At 65.8% G+C, this 12856-nt stretch carries 13 protein-coding genes; 2 read left to right on the plus strand and 11 right to left on the minus strand.

All coding sequences use genetic code 11. From position 1 onward, the window contains the following. The first annotated feature begins 191 nt into the window (after positions 1–191). Entirely contained in the window at positions 192–1568 is a 1377-nt protein-coding gene (locus JOE66_RS10925) for a DUF2252 domain-containing protein (RefSeq protein WP_205109394.1), read from the plus strand. Between the two features lie 181 nt (positions 1569–1749). On the opposite strand, the gene JOE66_RS10930 is transcribed toward JOE66_RS10925, so the two are convergent. Together JOE66_RS10930 and JOE66_RS10935 are read right to left on the minus strand one after the other, a co-directional pair. Beyond that, the gene (locus JOE66_RS10930) at positions 1750–2310 is read right to left on the minus strand and encodes an MOSC domain-containing protein (protein WP_205109396.1); all 561 of its coding nucleotides are present in this window, start codon (positions 2308–2310) and stop codon (positions 1750–1752) included. A 122-nt stretch (positions 2311–2432) separates the two neighbouring features. Next, positions 2433–3062: a LysE/ArgO family amino acid transporter gene (locus JOE66_RS10935; RefSeq protein ID WP_205109398.1), complete on the minus strand. Its 630-nt coding sequence runs from the start codon at positions 3060–3062 to the stop codon at positions 2433–2435. A gap of 82 nt (positions 3063–3144) precedes the next feature. Between JOE66_RS10935 and JOE66_RS10940 the strand changes: the two genes are divergently transcribed. Then, the gene (locus JOE66_RS10940; RefSeq protein ID WP_205109400.1) at positions 3145–4056 is read left to right on the plus strand and encodes a LysR family transcriptional regulator ArgP; all 912 of its coding nucleotides are present in this window, start codon (positions 3145–3147) and stop codon (positions 4054–4056) included. Positions 4057–4155: 99 nt separating this feature from the next. On the opposite strand, the gene der is transcribed toward JOE66_RS10940, so the two are convergent. From der to JOE66_RS10985, 9 genes are all read right to left on the minus strand, one after another. Beyond that, a complete protein-coding gene (gene der, locus JOE66_RS10945) occupies positions 4156–5694 on the minus strand; it encodes a ribosome biogenesis GTPase Der (RefSeq protein WP_205109402.1) in 1539 nt (512 codons plus the stop codon). Further along, the gene (cmk, locus tag JOE66_RS10950; protein ID WP_205109404.1) at positions 5672–6439 is read right to left on the minus strand and encodes a (d)CMP kinase; all 768 of its coding nucleotides are present in this window, start codon (positions 6437–6439) and stop codon (positions 5672–5674) included. Before cmk ends, der begins: the two co-directional genes overlap by 23 nt. Beyond that, positions 6436–7518: a prephenate dehydrogenase gene (locus tag JOE66_RS10955; RefSeq protein WP_307827161.1), complete on the minus strand. Its 1083-nt coding sequence runs from the start codon at positions 7516–7518 to the stop codon at positions 6436–6438. Before JOE66_RS10955 ends, cmk begins: the two co-directional genes overlap by 4 nt. Positions 7519–7585: 67 nt before the next feature. After that, positions 7586–8479, minus strand: coding sequence for a pseudouridine synthase (locus JOE66_RS10960; RefSeq protein ID WP_205109406.1), 894 nt, complete (start codon positions 8477–8479; stop codon positions 7586–7588). Then, on the minus strand, positions 8463–9206 hold the full coding sequence (scpB, locus tag JOE66_RS10965) for an SMC-Scp complex subunit ScpB (RefSeq protein WP_239518287.1): 744 nt from the start codon (positions 9204–9206) through the stop codon (positions 8463–8465). Before scpB ends, JOE66_RS10960 begins: the two co-directional genes overlap by 17 nt. After that, on the minus strand, positions 9196–10038 hold the full coding sequence (locus JOE66_RS10970; RefSeq protein WP_205109408.1) for a segregation and condensation protein A: 843 nt from the start codon (positions 10036–10038) through the stop codon (positions 9196–9198). The genes scpB and JOE66_RS10970 overlap by 11 nt, the downstream gene beginning before the upstream one ends. 64 nt (positions 10039–10102) lie before the next feature. Further along, complete coding sequence (locus JOE66_RS10975) at positions 10103–10993, minus strand: ParA family protein (protein WP_205109410.1); 891 nt, start codon at positions 10991–10993, stop codon at positions 10103–10105. A gap of 109 nt (positions 10994–11102) precedes the next feature. After that, positions 11103–12113 carry a site-specific tyrosine recombinase XerD gene (locus tag JOE66_RS10980; protein WP_205109412.1) on the minus strand — a complete coding sequence of 337 codons (1011 nt, stop codon included), beginning with the start codon at positions 12111–12113 and terminating at the stop codon, positions 11103–11105. Positions 12114–12178: 65 nt separating this feature from the next. Then, entirely contained in the window at positions 12179–12856 is a 678-nt protein-coding gene (locus tag JOE66_RS10985) for an NUDIX domain-containing protein (protein ID WP_372435490.1), read from the minus strand.

Below are 12856 nucleotides of genomic sequence, written 5' to 3' on the forward strand. Positions count from 1 at the left end.
AGCTGTCCGGGAGGGGTGAACCCCTTAACCCCCAGTCAAGTGCGCTACCAAGCTGCGCCACAGCCCGTGGGACAACTTGTCTATATTAGCCCGAAAACCAATCCGCCGTGGAACACCGGGCACGACCGACCAACCACGCGACATTCAGCCGACCCGCGCGGCCCTAGAGTGATGTCAAACGAAAGGCACGCATGACTATCGCCGGCTGGAATCTCGACCAACGTGAGGGCCGTGCGTCCCAGAGCGACCTGCTTGCTGCCGGCAAAGCCCTGCGTACGCAGGTGCCGCGCCAGTCGCACGCGAGCTACGTGCCGTCTGCGCAGAGAGACTCGCTGGGCATCCTGAACGAACAGAACGCCACGCGGGTGCAGGAGCTGGTGCCCCTTCGAATGCAGCGGATGCTCGTCAGCCCGTTCACGTTCTACCGCGGTGCGGCCGCCATCATGGCTGCCGACCTCGCAAACGGCCCGATCACGGGCGTTCGTGTGGTGAGCTGCGGCGACGCCCACATCAGCAACTTCGGCCTGTTCGCGAGCCCCCAGCGCACAATGGTGTTCGACCTGAACGACTTCGACGAGGCGGCGGTCGGGCCCTGGGAGTGGGACGTGAAGCGCCTGGTGGCCAGCGTGGTGATCGGCGCGCGCGAGTCGAACTTCTCGCCAGCAGAGATCCGCCGGGCGGCCACGGCGGCAGCAGCAGGTTACCGCGAGGGTCTCTGCGACATGATGAAGCTCTCGGTGCTCGAGCGGTTCTACTTTCGCGTGGACATCGAGGGTGAGAACAAGAACCTCGATTCGGCGGCGCGCAAGGTGCTGAAGAAGGCGACCAAGCAGGCGCGCCTGCGCACCTCTGAAGCATTCATCGAGAAGATCTCCGAGCGCGGGCCCGACGGCCGGTTGCTGCTCAAAGAGAACCCTCCCGTGCTTGCCCACGTGCCGTACACCGACGAAGAATCGATCATCGAGCTCTTCGAGAAGTACCGCCGCACGGTGCCGGCAGACATCGCCCAGCTGCTCTCGCAATTCACCATCACCGACATCGCCCGCCGGGTTGTCGGCGTGGGCAGTGTCGGCACACGGTGCTACATCATGATCCTCACTGGGCCGCAGGGAGAGTCGCTGGTGCTTCAGATCAAAGAGGCTCAGGTCTCTGTGCTGCAGTCGTACGGCGGCGAACCGGTCAACCCGCGCTTCCTGGGGCTCGAGACGGCGGATGCCCCGCAAGCCCTTCGCGTCGTGTCGAACCAGCGCATCCTGCAGGCCGTCTCCGACCTCTTTCTCGGGCACGTCCGCTACGACGAGAAGGACTTCTATGTTCGCCAGTTCCGCGACATGAAGGGGTCGATCGACGTCTCGAAGCTCACGATCGAACCGTTCGTGACCTACGCGGCCGCGTGCGGCACACTGCTGGCGCGGGCGCACTCACAAAGTGAGAACGCGGCGCTCATTGCCGGGTACCTCGGCGGCTCCGGGGCGTTCGACGACGCGGTGGTCGATTGGTCACTGGCCTACGCAGACCAGTCGCAGGCCGATTTCGAGCTGCTGACGGCGGCCCTCGCGGCTGGTTGAGTAGCGGGGCGAAGCCACGCGTATCGAAACCCACCACGCGTGGGGGTTTCGATACGGCACTTCGTGCCTACTCAACCGGCGGACGGACGCCCACACACAACGCTGGTTGAGTAGCGGGGCGAAGCCACGCATATCGAAACCCACCACGCGTGGGGGTTTCGATACGGCACTTCGTGCCTACTCAACCGGCGGCAGCGGTGCCGACGAAGACCTCGGTGATCGTCGGCGCGCCAGCCGGAACGTCGATGACCTCGATGGTGTCACCGGCAACGATTTCGCCGGCCTTGACCACGCGCAGGTAAAGTCCGGTGCGCCTGGCAGCAGCGAAGCGCTTCACCCAGCCGCGTTCATCTGGCCCACCGACCCAGCGCGCGAAGGTGGCGCACGGTTCGCGAGGGGAGGTGACTTCGACGATCACGGTGGGGCCGATCATCCATCGCTCGCCGACCCTGGCGCCCGAGACGTCGAGGCCCGAGACCCGGAGGTTCTCGCCGAACCAGCCGGCGTCGAGCGGGCGGCCGAGCTCGTTCTCCCAGTATTCGGCATCTTCCTGCGCGTAGACGTAGAGGGCCTGCAGTTCGCCGCCGTGGTACTTGCGGCTGGCCTGAACGTCGGCGTGCAACCCGAGTTTGCGCACGCGCACAGGGCCGGAGACAGGGCGTTTGTCGATGGCGGTGACGCCGACCGAACCCGCATCGGGTCTGAGTTCGTGAACGACGCATGCCGCCACCAGTTCTGCCATGATGATGCCCTCTCGCGTGCTGGGTTCTGCCAGTGGTTCAGAGTTTACCGAGAGACCCTCCCGCCAGTGCTGCGCCATCGCTTGCCCACCTGCAGGCACCACCGAGTGGTCGGCGGCGAGGGTCAGACGCCGACTGCCATGCGGAGTCCCAGCGCGATCATCACGACGGCGATGATGCCGTCGAGAATGCGCCAGGAGGACGGCCTGGCGAAGAACGGCCGCAGCAGTCGCGCGCCGAACCCCAGGCCGAAGAACCAGAGAAAGCTGCCGGCGATGGCGCCGCCGGCCCACCACCATCGCTCGGCTGCGCCCTGCTGGTTGGCGACAGAGCCCAGCAAGATCACGGTGTCGAGGTAGACGTGCGGATTGAGCCAGGTCAGTGCGACCGCAGTCACCACGGCCGTCTTCAGGGTGATCGATGTTGGCCCGTCGGCCGTAACCAAGGCTTTCGGATGCACGGCTCGCGCAGCCGCGAACAATCCGTACACGATCAGGAACCCCGAGCCGACGATGCGAATGACAACGAGTGCGAGCGGGACCGCCTGGATGATGGCGCCGATGCCGACGACCCCGGCCAGGATGAGCACGGCGTCGGAGAGCGCGCACACTAGCACCACGGGCAGGATCGTGCGGTTGCGCCCTTCGATGCCCAAGCGAAGCACGAAGGCGTTCTGGGCACCGATCGCGACGATGAGCGCCAACCCTGTTCCGAGACCGATGAGGGCAGGCAGAAGAGTCTGGGAGAAGGGCACACCCCAACCGTAGGTGCCCCGATATATTCAGTACAGCTAATGTTTCTTATGATACCTAAGCATAACTAATGGCACGAGGCTGATGATGGCATTCCAGTTCGAGCAACTGCAGACGCTGACCACTCTTCTCGAAGAGGGTACTTTCGAGAAGGCCGCGATCCGGTTGCACGTCACCGCCTCTGCCGTGTCGCAGCGCATCAAGGCCATGGAGCAGGCCGCCTCGCAGATCCTCGTCGAGCGAACGATTCCGGTGACGCTCACGACCGCGGGCACCATCGTGGTGAGGTACGCCCGCCAGGTGCAACTGCTCGACGACGACACCCGGCGCGAGCTGCACCTCGGAGGTTCGGGGGATTCCGGTGAACACGCGACCACGATTGCCCTCGCTGTGAACGCCGACAGCCTCGCAACCTGGTTCCTCGAGAGCATCGCCGAACTGTCGGTCACGCACCAGCTGGTCTTCGACCTGCACAGGGACGACCAGGAGCACACGACGACCCTGCTCCGCTCAGGCACGGTGCTCGCCGCGGTCACCTCGACACCCGAACCCGTGCAGGGCTGTACCTCCGAGCGCCTCGGCATTATGCGCTACCGGGCGGTCTGCAGTCCGGCCTTCGCCCGGCGATGGATGATCGGGCCCGAGACCCTCGACCGACTCGGCCGCTCCCCCATGGTCAACTTCGATCGCAAAGACGAACTTCAGCGCACTTTTCTGGGCGCACACAGCGATCAGGTTCCTCCGACGCATTTCGTTCCGACATCAGCGGACTTTGCCCGCTCGCTGCTGCTCGGTTTCGGCTGGGGGCTCCTCCCCGAAGGGCAGTGCGGTGATGACCTGGAACAGGGTCGGCTCGTCGAGCTCGACCCCGAGCATCCGGTCGACGTCGTGCTCTACTGGCAACGGTGGAACCTGAAGTCCGCCCTGCTCGACGCCGTCACTGATGCCGTGCGCATCGGAGCGGTGGCCGCATTGGCCACGTCACCGGTTGAGTAGCGCCGCCACGCGCTGCCTGTCGAAACCCCCACGGGCTACAGGTTTCGATACGGCACGCTCCGCGCGCCTACTCAACCAGCGAAGGCGGTTTGCTGGCTGCTAGCGCTTGCGCTTCTCGCGCACACGCATGTTCACGTTGACCGGTGAACCCTCGAAGCCCCAGATCTCGCGCAGGCGCCGCGTGATGTACCGGCGGTAGCCCGGGTCGAGAAAACCGGTGGTGAACAGCACGAATGTCGGCGGGCGTGATGACGCCTGGGTGCCGAACAGAATGCGCGGCTGCTTTCCGCCACGAACAGGGTGAGGATGCTCGGCGGTCAGTTCTGCGAGGAACGCGTTGAACTTTCCGGTCGGGATACGGGTGTCCCATGACTCGAGCGCCAGCTCGAGGGCCGGTACCAGCTTCTCCATGTGACGCCCGGTCTTCGCCGAGATGTTCACGCGGGGTGCCCACGACACGTGCGCGAGATCCTGCTCGATCTCGCGTTCGAGGTACCGCCTGCGTTCGTCGTCGAGGAGGTCCCACTTGTTGAAGGCCAGCACCAGGGCGCGGCCGGATTCGAGAACGAGGTCGATGATCCGAACATCCTGTTCGCTGACCGGCTGCGAGACGTCGATCATCACAACGGCGACTTCGGCCTTCTCGAGTGCGGCCGAGGTGCGGAGCGACGCGTAGAAGTCGGCACCCTGTTGCAGGTGCACGCGGCGACGGATGCCGGCGGTGTCGACGAAGCGCCAGATCTTGCCGGCGATCTCGACCTGCTCGTCGACCGGGTCACGGGTCGTTCCCGCGAGCTCGTTCACAACGACCCGCTCTTCGCCGGCGGCACGGTTGAGCAGTGACGACTTGCCGACGTTCGGCCGGCCGAGGATGGCGACGCGACGGGGGCCACCCACCTCCTGCTTGGCGACGGCAGAGACCTCGGGAAGCGTCTTCATGATCTGGTCGAGCAGGTCGGCGACGCCACGGCCGTGAAGCGCGGAGACCGGATACGGGTTACCGAGGCCGAGCGACCAGAGTGCGGCGGCGTTCGGCTCCTGGCGCACGTCGTCGATCTTGTTCGCAGCGACGAAGACGGGTCGCTTGGTCTTGCGCAGCATGCGCACGACATGCTCGTCGGTGGCCGTCGGGCCCACGTTGGCGTCGACGACGAACAGCACGGCGTCGGCGAGGTCGATCGCGATCTCGGCCTGGGCGGCGACAGAAGCGTCGATGCCGCGGGCATCGGGCTCCCAGCCGCCGGTGTCGACGATGGTGAAGTGGCGGCCTGCCCATTCGGCCTTGTAGTTCACGCGGTCGCGTGTGACGCCGGGAGTGTCTTCGACGACAGCCTCGCGCCGGCCGATGATGCGGTTGACGAGCGCTGACTTTCCCACATTCGGGCGGCCCACGATGGCCAGCACCGGGAGCGCGGGCAGGTAGGTGATCGCATTGGGATCTTCGGTCGCCGCGTCGAGGATGGCGAGGTCGTCTTCACCCAGGTCGTAGTCGGCGAGACCGGTGCGGAGCGCGTCGGCCCGACGCGACACCAGGTCTTCGTCGAGGTCAGAGAGACGCTCGACGACCGCGTTCGAGACGGCTGGATAGTCGTCGAAGTCGCCGTCGGTGTCTTTGTCAGCGCTGTGGATGTTGACCATGGAAAACCCTCAATGAAGCAAGATGGACAACCTCGACCACCGCTGAAACGGTCTGGTCGAAGTCGAGTTCGGTGGAATCGACGGTGGTTACACCGTCTGCGGCATTCATGAAGTCGACGACGCGGGAGTCAGCCCGGTCGCGTGATCGGAGCTGTTCACCGACGACGGCGGCCGATTGATCGACAAGTTCTGCTGAACGCCTGCCCATTCTAGCCTCTTCTGACGCCGTGAGCAGGATTCTGGCGGTAGCATCGGGCGCGACGACCGTGGTGATGTCACGGCCCTCCACCACGATTCCGGGTTTCGAGGTGTTCCGGATGATCGAACGGAACATCTCGGTGAGATGCGCCCGTACCTCCGGGAGGCGGGCGACGAGGCGCACCTCGCTCGTGACCCACGGCTCCCTGATCGCCACGGTGACGACGTCGGGGCCGACCTTGACGAAGTACCCCTCAGGTTCGGTCCCGATGGTGAAGTCGAATTCGGCGAGCGACTCGATCACCACCGCGGGGTTCTCTGCGTCAAGCCCACGATCCAGCAGCATCCACGCCAGCGCCCGGTACGCGGCTCCCGTATCGAGGTACGCGTACCCAAGCTTGAGGGCAGCCTGCTTGCTCACGCTCGATTTGCCGCTGCCGGCCGGGCCATCGATGGCGACGACGACTGTTGGCGCCGAGGCGGCTTGGCCCGAGGCCGAGTCGGCCGCGTCTGACTCCCCCGGCACGAGATTCTCTGCGCCGCTCATCCGGCGATCCGCCAGCCGCGTGCCCGCAGGAACTCCACGAGGTACCCGAGCTGCTCTGGCAGAACGGAGATGTCGGCGAACCCGATCTGCGCCCCCGGCGAATGCTCCAGACGCAGGTCTTCGAGGTTCACGCCCGCCTCACCGATCTCGGCAAGCAGCCGCGCGAGCTCACCAGGGCTGTCGTCGACCATCACCACGAGTTGTGCGTACCGCCGGTCGACCCCGTGCTTGCCGGGAATCCGTGCCACACCGGCGTTGCCCCCGGCCAACTCTTCGGCCAGTCGGCGACTCGCGCCCACGGCTTCAGGCGCCTCGAGCGTTTCGATCATGCGCTCGAGATCCTGACTGAAGAGCCTCAGGATGCTCGCAACAGGTGCCGCATTCGCCCCGAGAATCTGCACCCACAGTTCGGGGTCGCTCGCGGCGATGCGGGTCACGTCTCGGAGCCCCTGGCCGGCCAGGTTCACAGCAGCACCCGGAGCATCGACCAGGCGCCTCGCCATGAGCGAGGAGATGACCTGCGGCACGTGCGAGACGAGCGCCACACTACGGTCGTGAGCCTCTGGCGTCATTTCGACGAGCGAGCCGCCCAGATCGAGGATGAGGTCGTCGATGACACTGCCTCGCTGGTACGAGATGCCGTCGTGGGCGGTGACGACCCAGGGCCGGCCAACGAAGAGGTCGACCCGTCCTGACAGTGGGCCACCGCGCTCGGCACCGGCCATCGGGTGGGTGCCGACGTACCGCGACACATCTGCCCCGGCCGCCCGCAGTTCGTGGAGGGGCGCCAGCTTGACGCTGGCCACGTCGGTGACGATCGCCCGCGGAAATGCTTCGAGCTCAGCGGCGACCACTCTGGCCGTCACGTCGGGAGGGACGCAGACCACGATGAGCTGAGGTTCGTCGCCCTCAACAGCGATGCGCCCGGCGCCGTAGTCGACGGCGATGCTCAGGTGGGTCGGGGACGCATCGGCAAGGATCACCTCGACGCCGCGGGCACGGAGCCCCAGCCCGATGCTCGTACCGAGCAGGCCGACACCGACAACACGCACCGGCCCCGTCAAACGACTCTCAACCACAACACTGCCCTTCACACCACACAACGAACATGTTCACGCTACAGCCCCGCCACTCGCAGGCGGCGCGCTACTTCGAACGTGCAGGCTTCTTCTCGCCCGTGGAGGAGGAGCGGCCCGGGCCAGCGGCTGACGACGACGTGACGTCGGCATGATCGGCTCCCGGCGCGGTAGCCACCCGGGACAGCGTCAGCAGTGCGCCGAGTTCGTCACGGCTCAGATCGCGAAGCTCCCCGGCCTTGAGCGAACCGAGGTGCAGTGGCCCGAACTGCCGCCGAACGAGCTCGAGCACGGGGTGACCGACTTCTTCGAGCATCCGTCGCACAATTCGGTTACGCCCGGAATGCAGCGTCACCTCGACCAGGCTGTTGCCGGCAGAGCTGTCGAGCAGGCGCGCCTTGTCGGCGACGATCGGCCCGTCGTCGAGTTCGACGCCCTTGATGAGTTTCGCGATCGTCTGGGCCGTGACCCGCCCCTCGACCTGGGCGATGTATGTCTTCATCACGCCGAACGACGGGTGTGCCAGCACGTGGGCGAGCTCACCGTCGTTCGTCAGGATGAGCAGGCCCGACGTCTCGGCGTCGAGGCGCCCGACGTTGAAGAGTCGTTCCTCGAACTGCGAGGTGTACCGCGAAAGGTCGGGTCGCCCGTACTGGTCGGTGAGCGAACTGACAATGCCGACCGGCTTGTTGAGCATGACGTACCGCTTGGTCGTGTCGAGCTGCACGGCCTGGTTGTCGACGGCGACTTTGTCGGTCTCGGGGTTGATCCGGCGCCCGAGTTCGCGAACGATCTCGCCGTTGACGCGCACGCGCCCCGCGGTGATCAGGTCTTCAGACACGCGCCGGGAGGCGACCCCCGCCGAAGCGAGTACCTTCTGCAACCGCACGCCGTCTGGCTGCTCCCCTGCCCGGCCCTCGCCGGAGCGCCCCGCGAAATCAGGACTGTCAGTGAAATTGGTCATCGAAACCCTCCGCACCATCGGCCAGGAGTGGTGAAATCTTGGGCAGCTCGTCGAGGCTGTTGATGCCGAGCTGCGTCAGTAGTAAGTCTGTCGTTCCATAGTAAATGGCACCGGTTTCGTTGTCGGTCGAAACCTCGGTGATGAGGCCGCGGCCGAGCAGGGTCCGGATGACCGAATCCACGTTGACCGCACGAATCGCCGCGACGGCACTCCTCGCGACGGGTTGTTTGTAGGCTATGACCGAGAGCGTCTCGAGTGCTGCCTGGGAGAGCCTCGACGGGTTCTCGGTGACCACGAACTCACGCACGACCCGGTCGTACTCGGCACGCACGTACAGTCGCCATCCGCCAGCGACCTCGCGCAATTCGAATCCGCGACGCACGCCGCTGCCAGCTCCGCCAGCGGCGGCACTGCTCACCCCGTCGTAGTCGTCGACGAGTCGTTCGATGCTCTGGCGCACGGCCGCGACCGGGCGCCCGAGCGTTGTGGCGAGTGTCACGAGACCCTGGGGTTCGTCGGCGACCATGAGGATCGCCTCGAGGGCACGTTCGAGGTCGAAGGGCCGGGCATCCACCGCAGCTTCGGTCGCAGACCCCGGTGCTGACCCTGTCGCTGACGGGGTCGCTGTCGCTGTCGTTGAAGCTGTCGTTGTCGTTGTCGTTGAAGCTGGCACGGGCGCCAACTCGGGGGCCGACACTGGCGGCATCGGTGTGGTTTCAGTTGTCATAGTCTGCTCCGAGGTTCGACAGGCTCTCTTCTGACCAGGTCTCTGCCGTCCAGCGGAGCGTCAGTTCGCCGAGTGGTTCGAGCTGCTCGAACGACACGGCCGAGCGCCGATACAGCTCCAGAACCGCGAGAAACCGTGCGACGACGACGCCCTTCTCGACGATTCCCGCGATCAGGCGCTGGAAGGTCACCGGCTCGCCGCCCCGCAGCATCACGACGACGTGCGCTGCCTGCTCTCGAATGCTGACGAGCGGCGCGTGCAGGTGTTCGAGCCCCACGACAGGAACCTCGCGTGGCGTCAGCGCGAGCATCGCCAGTGCAGCGAAATCGTCGGCACTGAGCGTCCACACCAGGTCGGGGGCGCTCTGCCGGTACTTCTCTTCGAGCCGCACCGCCCTCGCGTGCCGGCCCGTCTCCTCGTCAAAGTGGGAGCTGAACCAGGCCGAGACCTGTTTGAAGGCGCGGTACTGCAGAAGCCTGGCAAACAGCAGGTCACGGGCCTCGAGCAGCGCCACATCTTCGGCGTCGACCAGCTCACCCTGCGGCAACAGCCCCACGATCTTCAAATCGAGCAGGGTTGCGGCCACCACCAGGAATTCGGATGCTCGTTCCAGCTCCTCCTCGGAGTCGAGGTCCTTGAGGTAGCTGATGAACTCATCGGTCACCACACTCAGCGCGATGTCGGTGATGTCGACCTCGTGCTTCGAGATCAGCGACAGCAGGAGGTCGAACGGGCCCTCGAAGTTCGAGAGGCGCAGCGAGAAGCCGCTGGGCGCGGAGCCCGAGGCCTCACCGAAACTCTGTGCGTCAGGAGATTCGCCGTCGCGAATCATTGTCGGACTCTGACCGCGACCTGGTGCCGAGGCCCGCCCGCGCCCGGTCGTGAGGGGCAGCGCCCTAGGCGACCGCGCCACGGAAGACCAATTCGCGCGCAAGCTGTCGATACGCGTTCGCGGCAGGATGATCGGGCGCGAATTGCGTGATCGGAGTACCAGACACGCTCGCGTCAGGGAACTTGATCGTGCGACCGATGACCGTCTCGAGCACGTCGGTTCCGAAAGCGTCGACAACACGCTGCATCACCTCGCGCGAGTGCAGGGTGCGCGAGTCGTACATGGTGGCGAGGATTCCGTCGAGTTTGATGGCGGGGTTCAGCCGGTCGCGGACCTTCTCGATCGTCTCGACGAGCAGCGCCACGCCGCGGAGGGCGAAGAACTCGCACTCCAGCGGAATCAGCACGCCATGGCTCGCCGTCAGCGCGTTCACCGTCAGGAGCCCGAGCGAGGGCTGGCAGTCGATCAGGATGACGTCGTACTCATCGGAGACCTTGCGGAGCACCCTGGCGAGGATCGTCTCGCGGGCGACCTCGTTGATGAGGTGCACTTCGGCGGCTGAGAGGTCGATGTTGGCCGGAATGATGTCGAAGTTCGGCACGCTGGTCGTCTTGATGGCGTCGTGCGGGTCTTTGGCCGTGCCGAGCAGCAGGTCGTAGATGGTGAGTCCGTCATGCGTGTCGACCCCGAGGCCCGCCGACAGGGCACCCTGTGGGTCGAAGTCGATGGCAAGAACCCTGCGGCCGTCTTCGGCGAGTGTTGCGCCCAGGTTCACGGTCGTCGTGGTCTTGCCGACGCCGCCCTTCTGGTTGCAGAGCGAGATGATGCGCGCAGGGCCGTGGCTCGTGAGCGGAGCGGGCTTCGGAAACTGCCTCAACGGCCGACCGGTCGGGCCGAGAACGGGCGACTCAAGGCCCGGCAACTCGGCGGCAAGGCTGTTCTTCTTCGCCGTCACAGGCACTGCTCCTTACTCGCCCCGACCTCTCCCAGGGCGGTACTGCGATTCTATGGCCCGCGGGCACCCGAGCAGTGGAGGTGCGCCAGCGTGTGAGACACCGGCACGTTCACCCTCGGGCTCGAGGATGCGCGCTCTGGTACATGTCACGGAGCGTATCGGCCGTGACATGGGTGTAGATCTGCGTTGTCGTCACCGAGGAATGCCCCAGCAGTTCCTGAACAACCCGCACGTCGGCGCCACCGGCGATCAGGTGTGTGGCGAAGGAATGCCGGAATGTGTGCGGCGAGATGTGCTGTTCGAGCCCCGCACGCCTGGCGGCCGACTGGATGATCAGCCAGGCCCCCTGGCGACTCAATCTGTCGCCCCGCAGCCCCAGAAAGAGCGCCGGCGTCGACCGGCCACGGGCCGAGTACAGCGGTCGCACACGCACCGAATATGTCTGCAGTGCTGCCCGGGCGAAACTCCCGACCGGAACGAGACGCTGCTTGCTGCCCTTGCCCACGACCCGCACGAAATCCGAATCGTCGGGAACGTCATCGACATTGAGTGCGACGATCTCCGAGATCCGCGCTCCCGTCGCATAGAGCAACTCGAGCAGTGCGCGGTCACGGAGTGAAGCGGGGTCGTCGCCCCCCGTCGCCTCGAGGAGCGAGGTCATCTGCTCGATCGAGATGGCCTTGGGCAGCTTCGTGCCGAGCTTCGGGGGCTTCACTTCCCGTGCCACATTGTTCGAGACGACGCCTTCTTCGGCGAGGAATTTGTGCAGGCCGCGTACCGACGAGGTGATGCGGGCGACCGACGACGGCGCGAGGCGCACCGGCGCAGCCGCTTCCGTTACCCCCCCTGCAACGCCCACAGGACCAGCTGCCAGGGAATCGCCTTCCACGGGCACTTTCACAACAGGCACCGCCGAGACCAGCTGACGGGTGAAGGCACCGATCTGGGCCTCCCCGACGCTCTCGATACCCGTCACGCCCTGAGCCTCGAGCCACCTGGAGTATCGCGCGAGGTCGCGGCGGTAGGCCGCGAGTGTATTGGCCGACAGGCCGCGCTCGATCGCCAGGTGCCGGAGATATCCGTCGATCAGAACCTCGAGCGGCGTTCTTTCGGTCGGCATTGTCGGCGGCAGGCTCTGGGCGACGGTTTCGGGTATCGGCGGTCGGGCTCGTCGAGGCGCGTGTGTCAGCTGGCGGCCGGGTGCAGCCGGGTCCACTCCGGCCAGGGGGCATCTCCTGGCTGAAGCGAGGTCCAGGCCGACTGGCGCGAGGCGTGGGCGGCCAGCGAGGCGATCACGAGTGACGGGTTCTGGATGCGGCCGGCGAGTACAGCATCCACGACCTCGTCGAGGCCGACCCAGCGAAGCTCCATGTCGGCTTCTTCATCGGTCCGCTCGAACGTCGTTTCTGTCGCACGCAGCCCGCGGGCGAGGTAGATGCGAATGAGCTCGTTGTTGCCGCCCGGTGTTGTCGCATAGTCGAGCAGCACGCTCCACTCCGAAGCTTCGAGGTCGGCTTCTTCAGCCAGTTCACGCTGCGCGCCGACCAGGAAGTCTTCGCCCGTCACATCGAGGAGCCCTGCTGGGATCTCCCATTCGCGACTGCGCACCGGGTGGCGGTACTGCTTGATGAGCAGCACGCGGTCGTCGTCGTCGAGCGCGAGCACGGCGACGGCACCCGGATGATCGACGAACTCCCTCAGCACGTTCTCGCCGTTGTAGTCGAAGGTCTCGCTCCGCACGTCCCAGATCTTGCCCGTGAAGACGCGGTCGCTCCGGCTGATCGCCAGGTCGACGGGCTCGTCTGCCAGAACACGGGGAACAGGGAGAACCTGCTCGTCTGGCGCGATGTTGTCGCTCGTCAC

This window comes from Subtercola frigoramans, assembly GCF_016907385.1.
Taxonomy (GTDB): Bacteria; Actinomycetota; Actinomycetes; order Actinomycetales; family Microbacteriaceae; genus Subtercola; species Subtercola frigoramans.